At 63.7% G+C, this 13,709-nt stretch carries 16 protein-coding genes; 7 read left to right on the top strand and 9 right to left on the bottom strand.

What is annotated here, in order from left to right; translation table 11 throughout:
* Positions 1-106 precede the first annotated feature (106 nt).
* The 5 genes from AABE10_RS09890 to AABE10_RS09870 all read right to left on the bottom strand — a co-directional run bounded on the left by AABE10_RS09890 (position 107) and on the right by AABE10_RS09870 (position 2,398).
* Complete coding sequence (locus AABE10_RS09890; RefSeq protein ID WP_342933055.1) at positions 107-538, bottom strand: response regulator; 432 nt, start codon at positions 536-538, stop codon at positions 107-109.
* 34 nt (positions 539-572) lie between these two features.
* Positions 573-1,205: a response regulator transcription factor gene (locus tag AABE10_RS09885; RefSeq protein WP_342933054.1), complete on the bottom strand. Its 633-nt coding sequence runs from the start codon at positions 1,203-1,205 to the stop codon at positions 573-575.
* 114 nt (positions 1,206-1,319) lie between these two features.
* Positions 1,320-1,865: a ferritin-like domain-containing protein gene (locus AABE10_RS09880; protein ID WP_342933053.1), complete on the bottom strand. Its 546-nt coding sequence runs from the start codon at positions 1,863-1,865 to the stop codon at positions 1,320-1,322.
* A gap of 99 nt (positions 1,866-1,964) precedes the next feature.
* Positions 1,965-2,126: a DUF1328 domain-containing protein gene (locus AABE10_RS09875; protein ID WP_090872098.1), complete on the bottom strand. Its 162-nt coding sequence runs from the start codon at positions 2,124-2,126 to the stop codon at positions 1,965-1,967.
* Positions 2,127-2,221: 95 nt separating this feature from the next.
* Positions 2,222-2,398 carry a DUF1328 domain-containing protein gene (locus tag AABE10_RS09870; RefSeq protein ID WP_152765980.1) on the bottom strand — a complete coding sequence of 59 codons (177 nt, stop codon included), beginning with the start codon at positions 2,396-2,398 and terminating at the stop codon, positions 2,222-2,224.
* Positions 2,399-2,643: 245 nt separating this feature from the next.
* Between AABE10_RS09870 and AABE10_RS09865 the strand changes: the two genes are divergently transcribed.
* Together AABE10_RS09865 and AABE10_RS09860 are read left to right on the top strand one after the other, a co-directional pair.
* On the top strand, positions 2,644-4,065 hold the full coding sequence (locus AABE10_RS09865) for a sensor histidine kinase (protein WP_342933097.1): 1,422 nt from the start codon (positions 2,644-2,646) through the stop codon (positions 4,063-4,065).
* 280 nt (positions 4,066-4,345) lie between these two features.
* Positions 4,346-4,486 (top strand): entericidin A/B family lipoprotein, encoded by a 141-nt coding sequence (locus AABE10_RS09860; RefSeq protein WP_087735566.1) that lies wholly within the window; start codon positions 4,346-4,348, stop codon positions 4,484-4,486.
* Positions 4,487-4,611: 125 nt separating this feature from the next.
* Here the strand turns inward: AABE10_RS09860 and AABE10_RS09855 are convergent, their stop codons facing one another.
* On the bottom strand, positions 4,612-5,400 hold the full coding sequence (locus tag AABE10_RS09855; RefSeq protein WP_342933052.1) for a DUF4397 domain-containing protein: 789 nt from the start codon (positions 5,398-5,400) through the stop codon (positions 4,612-4,614).
* Here AABE10_RS09855 and AABE10_RS09850 point away from each other — a divergent pair.
* Positions 5,381-5,701, top strand: coding sequence for a hypothetical protein (locus tag AABE10_RS09850; protein ID WP_342933051.1), 321 nt, complete (start codon positions 5,381-5,383; stop codon positions 5,699-5,701). The genes AABE10_RS09855 and AABE10_RS09850 overlap by 20 nt on opposite strands.
* Positions 5,702-5,921: 220 nt before the next feature.
* Here the strand turns inward: AABE10_RS09850 and AABE10_RS09845 are convergent, their stop codons facing one another.
* Together AABE10_RS09845 and AABE10_RS09840 are read right to left on the bottom strand one after the other, a co-directional pair.
* The gene (locus AABE10_RS09845) at positions 5,922-6,854 is read right to left on the bottom strand and encodes an EamA family transporter (protein WP_342933050.1); all 933 of its coding nucleotides are present in this window, start codon (positions 6,852-6,854) and stop codon (positions 5,922-5,924) included.
* Positions 6,855-7,302: 448 nt separating this feature from the next.
* Positions 7,303-7,764, bottom strand: a complete 462-nt coding sequence (locus AABE10_RS09840; protein WP_342933049.1) for a hypothetical protein — start codon at positions 7,762-7,764, stop codon at positions 7,303-7,305.
* Positions 7,765-8,297: 533 nt separating this feature from the next.
* Here AABE10_RS09840 and thiC point away from each other — a divergent pair.
* On the top strand, positions 8,298-10,229 hold the full coding sequence (thiC, locus tag AABE10_RS09835; protein ID WP_342933048.1) for a phosphomethylpyrimidine synthase ThiC: 1,932 nt from the start codon (positions 8,298-8,300) through the stop codon (positions 10,227-10,229).
* A gap of 17 nt (positions 10,230-10,246) precedes the next feature.
* Here thiC and AABE10_RS09830 read toward each other — a convergent pair whose 3' ends face one another.
* The gene (locus tag AABE10_RS09830) at positions 10,247-10,567 is read right to left on the bottom strand and encodes a hypothetical protein (protein ID WP_342933047.1); all 321 of its coding nucleotides are present in this window, start codon (positions 10,565-10,567) and stop codon (positions 10,247-10,249) included.
* On the opposite strand from AABE10_RS09830, the gene AABE10_RS09825 reads away from it, so the two are divergent.
* The 3 genes from AABE10_RS09825 to AABE10_RS09815 all read left to right on the top strand — a co-directional run bounded on the left by AABE10_RS09825 (position 10,566) and on the right by AABE10_RS09815 (position 13,687).
* Positions 10,566-10,778: a glycine zipper 2TM domain-containing protein gene (locus tag AABE10_RS09825; RefSeq protein ID WP_342933046.1), complete on the top strand. Its 213-nt coding sequence runs from the start codon at positions 10,566-10,568 to the stop codon at positions 10,776-10,778. The genes AABE10_RS09830 and AABE10_RS09825 overlap by 2 nt on opposite strands.
* 359 nt (positions 10,779-11,137) lie before the next feature.
* Complete coding sequence (locus AABE10_RS09820) at positions 11,138-11,749, top strand: hypothetical protein (RefSeq protein WP_342933045.1); 612 nt, start codon at positions 11,138-11,140, stop codon at positions 11,747-11,749.
* A 339-nt stretch (positions 11,750-12,088) separates the two neighbouring features.
* Positions 12,089-13,687, top strand: coding sequence for an L-lactate permease (locus AABE10_RS09815; protein ID WP_342933044.1), 1,599 nt, complete (start codon positions 12,089-12,091; stop codon positions 13,685-13,687).
* The last annotated feature ends 22 nt before the right edge of the window (positions 13,688-13,709 follow it).

Genomic DNA, 13,709 nt, shown 5'->3' with positions numbered 1-13,709 from the left:
CGGCCGCCGTTCCTTATCGTTGCGTTGTCGTTCCGCTATCGTGCCGTTGTTGCCTCGCGCCAACAGCTTTCGCGCTCGCGGTCGCAGCGCTAGCGGCATCACCACCTTAGCGCTCGTCGAGACGCGCCTGCGCATACTCGTGCAACGCGTCGATCACGCGATCGAACTCGAACGACTTGTCGTAGAAGTGCCGAACGCCGTATTGCTCGCATCGCTCGCGATAGGCAGGCAGCGCGTGATTGGTCAGCACGGCGGCGAAGGTGGAGTCGATCAGCCCTTGCTTCTGCATGTACGCGAGCACAGGCACGCACGATCCGCCCTTCAGTTGCAGATCGACGATCACGGCATCGAACGCTTCGCCGTCGAGCAGTGCAATCGCTTCGTCGGCGGACTCGGCGTGCGCGGCCACCCGCATCACGTCCGACGCGTCGATCGCCTCGACGATGCTGCGGCGAATCAGCGGCGAATCCTCGATCAGCAGCACACGCAGCGGCGCGTGGCCGGATTCGTCGTGTGCAGTGTCGGAGTCGGCGTTCATTGGAGGCGTTCCATGCTCTCAGTTCATCGCGGCTTCATTCGATCAGCCCGTTCTTGATCGCGTAGTAGGTCATGTCCGCGTTGTTCGTCATGTGCATCTTGTCGAGCACGCGCGCGCGATACGTGCTGATCGTCTTCACGGACAGGTTCAGTTCTTCGGCGATGTCGGTCGGAATCTGCCCCGACGCGAGCTTGCAGAAAATCTGAAACTCGCGCCCGGACAGCAGTTCATGCGGATGCGCGGCAGTGGGCCGGTCGAGACCGTTCGCGAGCGTGTCGGCGATGGCCTCCGACAGATAGCGATGCCCGCGCGCCACCGAACGTATCGCGCGCACGATCTCGCCGGGCTCGCAGTCCTTGTTCAGATAGCCGTTCGCGCCCGCGCGCAGCAGGTTGATCGCATACTGGCTCTCGGGATAGCCGGAGAGGATCAGCACGCCCTGCTCCGGGCGCATCTGGCGGATCACGCGCAACGTGTCGATGCCGTTCTTGTCGGGCATCGCGATATCGAGCAGCACGACGTCGAACGGCTGCTCGCGCACGAGGCGAATCGTCTCGTCGCCCGTCGACGCTTCCGCCGCGACGCACATATCCGGCTCGTCGGCGACGAACTGTCTGAACCCGCCCCTGACGATCGCGTGATCGTCGGCTATCAACACTCGAATCATCGTTCGTTGTCCGCCCAACCAGGCACAGTTGCCTACGTAGTCATCGATACGGTTCAACGCGCAGAAGCAGCACTTGCACACGCGCACGAGCCGCGTCCGCGCGATGCGCTCGCCCTACCCGCGGCCCGCCAGCAGATCGGCCATGTCGTCCGCGTGTTCTTCCTCGACGGCGAGAATCTCCTCGAAAATGCGGCGCGTCGTGACATCGCCATCGCCGAGATAGCGGATGATCTCGCGATACGTATCGATCGCGATGCGTTCCGCGACCAGGTTTTCGCGAATCATGTCGGTCAGGTCGCGGCCTTCCTTGTATTCCGAGTGCGAGCGCGCCGTCAGGCTGTCGGGTGCGAAGTCGGGTTCGCCGCCCAGTTGCACGATGCGCGCGGCGAGCTGGTCCGCATGGCCCTGCTCTTCCGTCGCATGCTCCAGAAACTCCTGCGCGACGGCTTCCGAATTGATGCCCTTCGCCATGAAATAGTGGCGCTTGTAGCGCAGCGTGCAGATCAGCTCCGTCGCGAGCGCGCTGTTCAGCAGCTTGAGCACCGTTTCGCGGTCCGCGCCATAGCTTTGCGTGACGGGACCCTCATCCATGTCCTTGCGGGCCTGCTCGCGAATTTTCTGGAGGTCCATCACGAACTCGCCTTTCGATGACTTCGACATTGACTGACTCCTTGTTCCGGTATCGTGGGAAATGCGCACCGGGCCGCCGTCTGAGATGTGCAGCAGCGGCTCGTGCGCGCTGGGGAAGTGATGCCTGGGCTACGTTCGGAACACGCCAAGCAGCAGCGTGACGACGAACACAACCAGGAAGATGTAGAACAGAATCTTCGCGATTTCGGCGGCGCCGGCGGCAATGCCGGTGAAGCCGAATATGGCGGCGATGATCGCGATCACGAAGAATACGAGTGCGTAGTGCAGCATGACGACGCTCCTTCCTGTTTAAGCGATGTTGTTATCGCGGTCCGACGAGTGGTGCGTGCTTCGCTTTGCTGTTGCGTTGCATCGGGCCGGCTTCGCTAATCGACGATCTTTTTCGTCACGATGAAGCCGAGCACGAGAAACACGACGCACAGGATCAGGAACACCACGAACAGGAACTTCGCGATGGCCGCCGCGCCCGCCGCAATGCCCGTGAAGCCGAGCAGTCCTGCGATCACGGCAATCACGGCAAAGAACAACGCCCACTTCAGCATGATGGCAACCTCCCTGGATAAACGATCGCTAACACCTATCGTAGGGAGCACGTTGCGTACCCGCATTCGGAGGCCCGCTGTTTTTCATGTGGGAATCCGCCGACACCGGCTTTCGGCGCGCGATTCATGCCTGTTACGGGAACGCGGAAGCGCCGGCGACGCTACACTGTCGATGACGGAATCTCAGGGAGACAGCAGTGTCGGGCGTAGCCGAAGCAGGACTCGCGACAAGGCTGACGGACTGGATGCGCACGCGCAGCTGGGCCATCGCGATGACGGTCGCGATCGTCATCACGTGCGGCGGCCTCGTCATTCTGGAAACGGCGCGGCAACGCATCGCATCGGAATACGAAGCGGCCCTCGATGCACGCAGCGCGACCGTGCAGCTAAGCGATCTCGACCGCCATCTCGCGCAGATGAGCGCGCACGAAAGCCGCTTTCTTCTGACCAGCAGCGATAGCGACGCGCGCAGCTACTGCGCGAGCGCGAGCGAGATCCGCCGGGCCGTCGGCTCGCTCGACAGCTACTTCACACGCGCCGCGGACAGCGCCGAACTCGCTGCCTTCACGCAGATCGCCGCGCTGATCGACGAACGCATCGGCGGCGGCGCGCGCGCGATGCAGCGCGCTGCATCCCGTCCGCTCGAGCTCTCCGCATGCGGCAGCGCGAAGGCCGAAGGCGCCGTCGATGCGTCGCTCGTGACGAGCACGCTCGCCTTGCTGCGCGACAACGAAGAACGCCGCGCGCAGCGCGCGCTCGATGCGAGCCGCGCCGATCAGCGTGTGTCGACTTTCGTCGCGGCGGGGCTGTCGGCGCTCAACATCGTGTTGTTCATCCTGCTGTTCCGCAATCTCGGCATCCAGATCGACAGTCAGGCGCGCGCGCAGAAGCAGTTGATCACGCAGCAGGAAGAACTCGATCAGCTCGTCAACGAACGCACGCGGCAACTCGAAGCACTCGGCTGGCATCTGCAGGCCGTCAGCGAAAACGAAAAGACGCAGCTTGCGCGCGAACTGCACGACGAACTGGGCGCGATCCTCACGGCGAGCAAGATGGACGTCGCATGGGCGAGGCGCAAGCTGCAGGACACCGATCCCGTCATCGCGGAGAAACTGGCGCGCGCGCTTGCGACCCTCGATCAGGGCATCGCGTTGAAGCGCCGCATCATCGAGGACATGCGGCCGACGGTGCTCGCGAACTTCGGGCTCGTCACCGCGTTGCGCACGCTCGGCGACGAAGCCGCGCAGCGCAACGGCTGGCTGCTCGACCTGCAACTGCCCGCCGATGAGCTTCAGCTCGACGAGCAAACGGAAATCGCGCTCTTTCGCGTCGCGCAGGAGTCGCTGACCAACGCGGCCAAATACGCGCGCGCGACACAGGTGACGATCGGCCTGTCGGCGGGCGGCGGCGAAGTGTCTCTGCATATCGCGGACAACGGCATCGGCATCCTGCCGGTGGACCTGAAGCGCACCCATACGCATGGGCTGATGGGCATGCGTCAGCGCGTGGCCGCGCGCGGCGGGCGCTTCGACATCCGGCGCGGCGATCCGCGCGGCACCGATATTCGCGTCGTGCTGCCCGTCGCGAATATGAGCGCAGTCAGCCCAGCGCAGCAAGCGGCTCGCACCGACACGCCAGCGGGACATGCAAGCATGGAGGACCACTGATGCAATGCGTTCGTGACCCATCGCGCGGTCAACGTTCGACTGCGTAGGATTGCGCCGACATGAAATTCGTCGCGAGACTGACAGCAGCACGGGCGTGCGTCTCGTACCATGAAATCAGACCGGATCGGCTGGTGTGTGATGCCCCGGTCGACAACAACGCGCGCACGCCGGACACGGGCGGATGTCGGATCGGCACAGGCCGGCAAGCGCGAATCGACCGACGCGTTTCCGCGTGCACCTCGACGCGTTCGCGCGCGTACCTGATAGGGAGAGAGAACCCATGACTCGACGACTCATCGCACTCTTGTTGCTCGCCGGCACGGCGACGCTCGCGGCCTGCAATACCGTCGCCGGCGCAGGCCAGGATATCTCGAAGGGTGGCCACGCGATCACGAACTCGGCGGAGAAGCACTCGGATTAAGCCCGCTGCCTACGCGGCGCGCCGCGCAACGGCACGACACCAGAACAAACAAACGGCGGCTCATTTGCATGAGCCGCCGTGTTTCTTCCGCCTCTGGCGCTTCGTCAAAAGACGTGTCTGTTGATCTACTGGCCGTTCAACGTGTTCGTCAACTCGAGCGCCGGCTGCGACGTGTTTCCGCCTTGCGCCACCAGCAAGTGGATCTGGTTCGGCAGCAACTGCGTCACTGCGCCGCCGATCGGCACGGACGTCACCAGCCAGTCCGCGTTGTTCGCGAGATCGAATGCGCCCGACTGGAAGATCGGGGTCTTGGTGCCCGCCGTCGTCGCGATCAGCACGTACGAGCCGCCCGATACGTAGATCGAGTCCTGCCCGCTTGCCGGCACCGCGTTCTTGAACGACACGCCCGCCATCGACGGGCTCACGCTCGCGATGTTGGTGTTGTTCGACGGCACCAGATACACGTCGAGATTGCTCGCATTCACCGATGCGTTGAACGCCCGCACGCGCGCGCTGTTCGACAGCAGCCCCTTGTCGAACGGATCGTCGATCAGGCCCATGTCCGGCCCCGTCGAGCCGGGCACGGCAATCACCGTGTATTCGTGGCCCTTCGCGACATCGGGAAATGAGCCGCTCGCGAGCGGCGTCGTCGTACCCGTCGTCGCATAGGCAACCGACGTCTGCCCCGTATTGATGTTCGCGAAGTTCGTCACGTTCTTGTACGCGATGCCCTTCTGCAACGCGCCGCCGTTCACGAGGAAGTCGACGGTCGGCCCGCCCGGAATCGCGTGCACGAAATGGATCAACGGGTTCTGCAAGCCGACTTCCTTGCCGACATCGTTGGAACTGCCTCCGCACGCCGTCATCAGCGCAGCCGCGCCCGTCAGCACGGCCATGGTCCAGATAACCTTCATTTGCCACCTCTCCCTGATTGGGCCTGAATCCGTTGATCCGTGGCTTGCCGCCCGCGCCGATGCGGCCATTCGTTGTCGACGCCGCCGTATTGCTTCTGGAATCGCTGCAGTGTCGTTATTTGCCGATGCCGCACGCCGACGCGTTCGCCTTCGCGGCGCGCCCGCTTGTCCCGAAGGCCGGACAGCGTGCTTCGGCTCGCTTGCCGGCATCGATTGGACGAATATCGACAGCAATCGCCATGCCGCATCGCTTATTACCTACGGCGGTCGAATAAAGGATCTGGCGCTTTGCGGGCTGTAAGGCGACTGGAATTTTTCGTGGAGCCCCGGCGCGCTCCGGCGCGTGTGGTTCATACGCGACGCAACTTTACAGGGTGCGTTGCACGTCTTACCCGAGGCGCTTGTCCCGGAACCCGATTGCGTTTGCGGCGTGCGCTTGCCGATGTGCGAGCAACGGGTTGCAGGCGCTTCGATGGCAACGGCTGCACTCGATGGCGCACGTCACATGACGTCGCGCTGCTTTACGATGCGCCGCTTCGCGCCGTGCCCCGCCGCCGGTAGTCGAACCAGAACGACAGGCCGACGCTCGCCAGAATCACGGCCGTTGCGATGACTGTCGAGCGCGTCACGGGCTCGCCGAGCAGCAGCGCGCCCAGCGCCACCGCAACGACAGGGTTCACGTACATGCAGCTGCTGGCGATGATCGGGCTCGTATGGCGAATCAGAAAGCCGTATGCGACGTAGGCGGCCATCGTGCCGATCAGCATCAGATACACGAACGCCAGCATGGGCAGGAAGTGGACGTCCATCATTCGCTCGCCGGAGAGCCACGCGACCATCGTCGACATCGCACCGCCGAGGCCGATTTGCAGCGAGGTCGACAGAAAGAGATCGGATGGCAGCTTCAGGCGCGACGCCAGATGCGCGCCGCCCGCCCAGAAGAGCGCGCCGCACAGGATCGCAAGGCTGCCGCCCGCCGAGCCCGCCGTCTGGTCGCCGTGACTGAGAATCGCGATGCCGACGAGCCCCAGCCCGACGGCGAACCATTCGACCTTCGCGATCTTGCGTCCCGCGACCGCCGCGATGACGGTCGCGAAGAGCGGCACGGTCGCGACCATCACGGCCGCCGTGCCCGTGCCGACGGTGCGCATCCCGTAAGCGAGCATGCCGCTCGACAGCCCGACCAGCATCGTGCCGACGAGGCCCGCATTGCGGATTTCCGCGAGCGGCGGCCAGACGGGCTTGCGCCGCATCGCGAAGATGAAGAGCCCGACGCCCGCGAAGAAGTTGCGCAGCCCCGACATCAGCAGCGGCGGGAACGAGCCGAGCGCAACATGCACGGCCAGATACGTCGAGCCCCAGACGATATAGACGACGCCGAGCGCGAGCGCGATCTGTCCACCGTGGGACTGAGGCAGGCGAAACGGAAAACGCTCAGGGAGATTCAGCGCCACGTTTCAGCCCGCCCATGCCGGTGATGGCGCCACAGCCCCGATAAACAGCCACGAACAGGACGGCAGACGCCGCGTCAGCGACACGGCATGAGGGGCAAAGCGGGCGGGCATGGCAGTAGAACGGTAAGCGGCAGTCGAAAGCCGTCGATCGGCAATGGAAGCACCATGTCAATGGCGCGAATTGATGGCCTTCGTGATGCAGAACGCATCGACAGCGGCCAACGGGCGCGAGCAGACGCGCCGCCGTGCATTATGCAGTATCCGGACGACCCTTCGGCAAGAGAATCGTAACTTTCGTTGCAGGCGGAACGAAGCCGGTCATCGGGAGCGCGCGAGCGCTTTGCGCAGAGGTTTTGCGCGCTTTGTCCATGCGCCGAGGCTGATGCAAAAAGGCCACGGGCGGCATCCGTCGCCGCCCGTGCGATGTCGAGCGCGCCGCAATGCGCGCTCAGTCGTAGCTCACCACCACCGTCACCGCTTTTTCGCCCGCTGCGCCACTCGCGATCGACAGCGTGCCGCCCGCACGGCCCATGTCGAACTGCGCGGCCGTCTGCGGCGAGGCGCGCTTTGCGTTATCGACGAAACGCGTGGTCAGCATGCGCGGAACCGCGACGCCCGACGCCGTGTTGACCAGCACGTAGACATGCGCAGCCGTCGACGTATGGGGCGCGGGCGTGAACTTCACATCGATCGTCGACGCATTCCTATCTGACGGCACATCTGTACGGAATCCTTGAGAATTTTCTGATACAGAAGTTGCGATACCGTATGAAGGCGCCACGATCGCGCCTGTGAACGTGACGGTCCCGCCCGTGGAAAACTGCGCCCCGGCGACCGCGAGCGGCGCGGCCAGCCCTGCCGCGACGACGCATACGCCAAGCCAATCGACTGCCAGCTTCGATGTTTTCATTGCACTCTCCGTTTGAATTGATTTTTGTTAGGCAAGCTGATCAACTGCCCGCCTTGAATCCGTCTAACGGCTCGCTTCGGGCAATCTTGAATATGAGCGATGGAAATCCACCGGGGGATGAGGTCTTTCCCGCACTTATGAGATAACACACTGACTCGATGCGTGATACGCACGAGTAGCGCGAACACAACGAAAGCCGGGCGTGGCGCGGCTTTCAGGAAAACGAAAGCCTTGCACCCCTGCGCGCCCCTTTTGATTTTGAGATGTGTTGCCAAACCCCGCCCCGCCAGGTTATCGTGTGCGCTGCTAACGCGGGGGTCCTGCGTTGTGCGTCACCGGGGAGCAAAACGGGGGGCGTACGGCGTGGGTGAGAAATACCCTTTGAACCTGATCTGGATAATGCCAGCGCAGGGAAGCGTTCGGGCTCGCCGCTTCACCTGACGTATCACCCTCCTCGCGCGAACCCGGCCAACTTCCCCTCCGTCTCGTTCTCCTGCGTAGCTGTATCGCCCCACATTTGCATGGAGACACGCATGAACGCCAATCCGAAATTCATTTCCGCGAACGCGCACGTCGACGAGGCCGCCGTTGCGCCGCTGCCGAACTCGCGCAAGGTCTATGTGAGCGGCTCGCAACCCGATATCCGCGTGCCGATGCGTGAGATCACGCAGTCGGACACGCCCACGGGCTTCGGCGGCGAAAAGAATCCGCCCATCTACGTGTACGACACGTCGGGCCCGTACACCGATCCGGACGCGAAGATCGACATCCGCGCAGGCCTGCCCGCCCTGCGCCAGCGCTGGATCGAAGCGCGCGGCGACACGGAATCGCTGAGCGGCCTGTCGAGCGAATACGGCCGCGAGCGCGCCGCCGACCCCGCCACTGCGCAATTGCGCTTTCCCGGCCTGCATCGCACGCCGCGGCGCGCGGTGCCCGGCAAGAACGTGTCGCAGATGCACTACGCGAAGCAGGGCATCATCACGCCGGAAATGGAATACATCGCGATCCGCGAGAACCAGCGCCGCGCCGAGTATCTGGAAAGCCTGAAGGCGAGCGGCCCGAACGGCGCCAAGCTCGCGCAGATGATGGGCCGCCAGCATCCCGGCCAGGCGTTCGGCGCCGCCGCATTCGGCGCGAACGCGCTGAAGGAGATCACGCCGGAATTCGTGCGCGACGAAGTCGCGCGCGGCCGCGCGATCATCCCCGCGAACATCAATCACCCGGAAAGCGAGCCGATGATCATCGGCCGCAACTTCCTCGTGAAAGTCAATGCGAATATCGGCAACTCGGCCGTGACGTCGTCGATCGGCGAGGAAGTCGACAAGATGACGTGGGCGATCCGCTGGGGCGGCGACACGGTGATGGATCTGTCGACGGGCAAGCACATCCACGAGACGCGCGAGTGGATCATCCGCAATTCGCCCGTCCCGATCGGCACGGTGCCGATCTACCAGGCGCTCGAAAAGGTCAACGGCAAGGCCGAAGACCTCACGTGGGAAATCTTCCGCGACACGCTTATCGAACAGGCCGAACAGGGCGTCGACTACTTCACGATCCATGCGGGCGTGCGTCTGCAATACGTGCCGCTCACCGCCAACCGGATGACGGGCATCGTGTCGCGCGGCGGCTCGATCATGGCGAAGTGGTGTCTCGCGCATCACAAGGAGAGCTTCCTGTACGAGCAGTTCGAAGACATCTGCGAAATCATGAAGGCGTACGACGTGAGCTTCTCGCTCGGCGACGGCCTGCGCCCCGGCTCGATCTACGACGCGAACGACGAAGCGCAGCTCGGCGAGCTGAAGACGCTCGGCGAGCTCACGCAGATCGCGTGGAAGCACGACGTGCAGACGATGATCGAAGGCCCCGGCCATGTGCCGATGCAGTTGATCAAGGAGAACATGGACCTGCAACTGGACTGGTGCGACGAAGCGCCGTTCTACACGCTCGGGCCGCTGACGACCGACATCGCGCCGGGCTACGACCACATCACGTCGGGCATCGGCGCGGCGATGATCGGCTGGTTCGGCACGGCGATGCTCTGCTACGTGACGCCGAAGGAACACCTCGGCCTGCCGAACAAGGATGACGTTAAGACGGGCATCATCACGTACAAGCTCGCCGCGCATGCCGCCGATCTGGCGAAGGGCCATCCGGGCGCGCAGGTGCGCGACAACGCGCTGTCGAAGGCACGCTTCGAGTTCCGCTGGGAAGACCAGTTCAACATCGGCCTCGATCCCGACAAGGCACGCGAATTCCACGACGAGACCTTACCGAAGGATTCGGCGAAGGTCGCTCACTTCTGCTCGATGTGCGGCCCGCACTTCTGCTCGATGAAGATCACGCAAGACGTGCGCGACTACGCCGCGAAGGAAGGCATGAGCGACAGCGACGCGCTGAAGAAAGGCATGGAAGTGAAGGCCGTCGAGTTCATCAAGAGCGGCGCGGAGATCTATCAGCGTCAGTAGTCACGCAAGCGCTGCCGTCAGCGCATCTTTGTGGCGCCGCGTCGCGGCGCTTCGTGGAACGCAAAGCCCGCCTCATCGATGGCGGGCTTTTTTTTTCCGTTTTTATCTCGTGCAGCGTGTTTTTCGCGAGCACGGCATAAGGAAGTTCCATGCGGCAACGGGCCGCCGTAGAGGGAAAACGTTTGGGGAAACATTTGATTACGAAACGGACACTTTGCTGACAAGCCCATACAAACAGAAACGGCACGCGGCGATACCATCGAATTCAACGAATCAACGGAGCGGGCGCGCAGCTTGCGCGTCCCGTCGATAGAAGAGAGAGAGGGAGTCGCAATCATGAGAACGTTCCATCGAATCGGTGCGCTGGCCACGCTGGTAGCCGTGGTGGCGAGTCTTTCCGCATGCGACGGCATGACCCGGCGGCAACGCGATACCGCGATCGGCGCGGGCGTGGGCGGCGCAGCGGGCGCGGTGATCGGCGGCAACGCGCTGTCGACGCTGGGTGGCGCTGCCGTCGGCGGCGTGGTCGGCAACCAGGTCGGCAAGTGAGCCGCGCGCGCTCTCAGCAGCACTGAATCAAACTCGAACGTTTAGCTGACGCGCCACAGCGATCGCTGCCGCGATCCAGACGGCCCCAGCGAAGCGCAACCGGGAATACGACAAATCGCCATCGAAGGCGATGCGGGCAAACGGCATCGAACGCACGCATCGTTGTACGCGTGACGCTCGAAAGCCGAAGGGAGATGGGCAGAGTCCGGCGCGCACGTACGCGCCGGACATGTCCTGTAACAGGCTTGCGGTGAAATAAGCCGTTACCACTTTATGACGTGCAGCACGTAGCCGTGACGTAAGCTCAATAGATAAAGCGCGCGCCGCCAGTGATGTCGCGCGATAACGAGGAGCACGTCATGAAACCGCTCGATGCAACGTTGCGCGTCGGCAGCGCCGTTGCAGTGTTGGTGTTGTCCGGGACGCTGTCCGGCTGCTACTACTACGCGCCGTATGGCTACTACCCGGGCTACGGGTATTACCCCGCTTATCCCCCCTATTCGACAGTTCCGACGGCAGCCACGCTGTCCGAGATTCCAGTTTCCCCTGGCGACGCGTCGCAGCCTGCACCACAGGCGCAGTTCGCGATGCCCGACGGCTCGTCGCCCGAGGCGCCGCCGCCCGCTTATGACGTCGCGCCGGCTCCCGCCTATGGCGCGCCTGCGTACTACCCCGTCGCGTATCCCTATGCCTATCCGTATCCCTATCCGTACTACGGCTACGGGTACGGCTGGCCGGGCTATTGGTGGCCGTCGGTGTCGTTCAGCTTCGGGTATTGGGGAGGATGTTGCGGCAGCCATGGCCATTATGGCTACTGGGGGCATCACGGCTATTGGGGCGGTCACGGATACTGGGGCGGCAGTCATGGCACCTGGAGTGGCGGCCATGGCACCTGGGGTGGCATGCACGCTGGGTGGGGCGGTGGCGGCGGCCACTACTGGGGAGGCGGCGGCCACGGCCATTCGCACTGAGCGGCGCGCGACAGTCCGGCGGGCCCATGGCGGACTCGACGACGCCGCCGTCGACGGCACCGCAGAGCGCGCCGCAGTCATCGCGCGGGCCCGATACGAAGCAGAACCCGCTTCTATTCCCGCAATGCGCTCCTTCGTTTTCCCTGCTTGACTGGATTCGCCAGCGCTATCTATGCTGGCGGATGCCAGTGCAACGCCTGTTTAATTGCGTGATCCGGCGCCCCGCGCGTTTTTTCGTCGACACCCAGCGCCCGTCGCCGTCTTCATCCGTCCAGCCCTGCCGCTTCGCCGCGTAGGCGCAGTCTTCGCGTCGAATCGAACAACAACGAAGGAGACGTGATGTTCCATCAGCTATTGACCCCCATCGGTAACTCGCTGCTGCCGTCGTTTCTCGTCGCGGTGCTACCCATCGTCGTCGTGCTTGCGCTGCTCGGCTGGGCCCGGCGGCCGGCGTGGCAGGCGTCGCTGGCTGGCCTGATCGTCGGTCTCGTGATCGCGATCTTCGGCTGGCAGTTTCCCGCGGGGCTCGCGTTCAACTCGGTCGCGGCGGGCGCTGTATTCGCCTGCTGGCCCGTGATGTGGATCGTTTTCACCGCGATCCTGCTCTACAACATCGCGCAGTATTCGGGACGTTTCGCCGCCTTTCGCATGTGGATGATCGATAACCTGCCGAACGACCGGCGCATCGTGCTCGTCGTGATCGGCTTTTCGTTCGGCGCGCTGTTCGAAGGCATCTCGGGCTTCGGCACGCCGATCGCAATCACGAGCTCGCTGCTAATCCTGCTCGGCTTCCCGACGCTCGAAGCGCTGACCTTCACGCTGATCTTCAACACGGCGCCCGTCGCGTTCGGCGCGCTCGGCGTGCCGATCACCGTGCTCGGCGCCGTCACGCACCTGCCCACCGATGCCCTCGCCAAGATGGTCGGCCGCCAGTTGCCGTTCTTCGCGTTACTGCTGCCGTTCTACGTGATCGGCGTGTATGCGGGCTTTCGCAACATGCTGCGCGTGTGGCCCGTGCTGCTGGTATCGGGCGGCAGCTTCGCGCTGACCCAGTTCGTCACGTCCAACTACATCAACTACAGCCTGACGGACGTGCTGTCGTCGCTGGTTTCCCTGATCCTGACGATCGCGTTCCTGCGCGTCTGGCGTCCCGCCGCGGACCCGGCCTTCGCGATCAACGTCGATCGCGTGAACGAGACGCGCGGCAAGGTCACGGGCGCGGAAGGTTGGTATCCGTGGCTGATCGTGTCGGCTGTCGTGATCATCTGGACGATCGCGAAGATCTTCATGATCGGCGACGTGAAGGTGGCGTGGCCGGGTCTCGACAAAGCCGTCTATATCACGCTGTACAACACGCCCTATGGCGCGATCTGGGACTTCCAGCCGCTCGCGACGGGCACCGCGATTCTCGTCGCGGCCATCATCACGGCTATGGTCGTGCGGCTGTCGGTGGCCGACTTCGGACGCGCGATCGTCGATACGTGGGTGCAGACGCGCATCGCCATTCTGACCGTCGCGACGATCGTCGGCCTCGCGTACCTGATGAACTACTCGGGGATGAACTACACGCTGGGTCTGGGCGTCGCGTCGGTGGGCCCGTTCTTCCCGCTGGTGTCGGCGTTCCTCGGCTGGGTGGCCGTGTTCCTGTCGGGCAGCGATACGTCGGGTAACGCGCTGTTCGGCAACCTGCAGGTCGTGGCCGCGCATCAGCTGAACCTGAATCCGGTGCTGATGGCCGCGACCAACTCGTCGGGTGGGGTGATGGGCAAGATGATCTCGCCGCAGAACATTTCGACGGGCGTCGCGACGACCGATCTCAAAGGCAAGGAAGGCTACGTGTTCGCGAAGACCTTCAAGCACTCGATTCTGCTCACGATCGTGCTCGGCATTCTCGTGTGGCTGCAACAGAATGTGCTGCAAGGGATGATTCCGCATTGAGTTAGCCGGAGGCTTCGGCCGG

The sequence above is a fragment of the Paraburkholderia diazotrophica genome (assembly GCF_038900755.1).
Classification (GTDB): domain Bacteria; phylum Pseudomonadota; class Gammaproteobacteria; order Burkholderiales; family Burkholderiaceae; genus Paraburkholderia; species Paraburkholderia diazotrophica_A.
This window is presented reverse-complemented; position numbering and strand designations above follow the sequence as displayed.

What these genes read in the sequence shown, in the direction of transcription:
- AABE10_RS09860 (WP_087735566.1), top strand. Translation starts at nt 4,346, where the DNA reads ATGACTCGACGACTCATCGCACTCTTGTTGCTCGCCGGCACGGCGACG.
- AABE10_RS09825 (WP_342933046.1), top strand. Translation starts at nt 10,566, where the DNA reads ATGAGAACGTTCCATCGAATCGGTGCGCTGGCCACGCTGGTAGCCGTG.
- thiC (WP_342933048.1), top strand. Translation starts at nt 8,298, where the DNA reads ATGAACGCCAATCCGAAATTCATTTCCGCGAACGCGCACGTCGACGAG.
- AABE10_RS09855 (WP_342933052.1), bottom strand. Translation starts at nt 5,400, where the DNA reads ATGAAGGTTATCTGGACCATGGCCGTGCTGACGGGCGCGGCTGCGCTG.
- AABE10_RS09840 (WP_342933049.1), bottom strand. Translation starts at nt 7,764, where the DNA reads ATGAAAACATCGAAGCTGGCAGTCGATTGGCTTGGCGTATGCGTCGTC.
- AABE10_RS09850 (WP_342933051.1), top strand. Translation starts at nt 5,381, where the DNA reads ATGGTCCAGATAACCTTCATTTGCCACCTCTCCCTGATTGGGCCTGAA.
- AABE10_RS09865 (WP_342933097.1), top strand. Translation starts at nt 2,644, where the DNA reads ATGCGCACGCGCAGCTGGGCCATCGCGATGACGGTCGCGATCGTCATC.
- AABE10_RS09885 (WP_342933054.1), bottom strand. Translation starts at nt 1,205, where the DNA reads ATGATTCGAGTGTTGATAGCCGACGATCACGCGATCGTCAGGGGCGGG.
- AABE10_RS09820 (WP_342933045.1), top strand. Translation starts at nt 11,138, where the DNA reads ATGAAACCGCTCGATGCAACGTTGCGCGTCGGCAGCGCCGTTGCAGTG.
- AABE10_RS09830 (WP_342933047.1), bottom strand. Translation starts at nt 10,567, where the DNA reads ATGATTGCGACTCCCTCTCTCTCTTCTATCGACGGGACGCGCAAGCTG.
- AABE10_RS09880 (WP_342933053.1), bottom strand. Translation starts at nt 1,865, where the DNA reads ATGTCGAAGTCATCGAAAGGCGAGTTCGTGATGGACCTCCAGAAAATT.
- AABE10_RS09870 (WP_152765980.1), bottom strand. Translation starts at nt 2,398, where the DNA reads ATGCTGAAGTGGGCGTTGTTCTTTGCCGTGATTGCCGTGATCGCAGGA.
- AABE10_RS09890 (WP_342933055.1), bottom strand. Translation starts at nt 538, where the DNA reads ATGAACGCCGACTCCGACACTGCACACGACGAATCCGGCCACGCGCCG.
- AABE10_RS09815 (WP_342933044.1), top strand. Translation starts at nt 12,089, where the DNA reads ATGTTCCATCAGCTATTGACCCCCATCGGTAACTCGCTGCTGCCGTCG.
- AABE10_RS09875 (WP_090872098.1), bottom strand. Translation starts at nt 2,126, where the DNA reads ATGCTGCACTACGCACTCGTATTCTTCGTGATCGCGATCATCGCCGCC.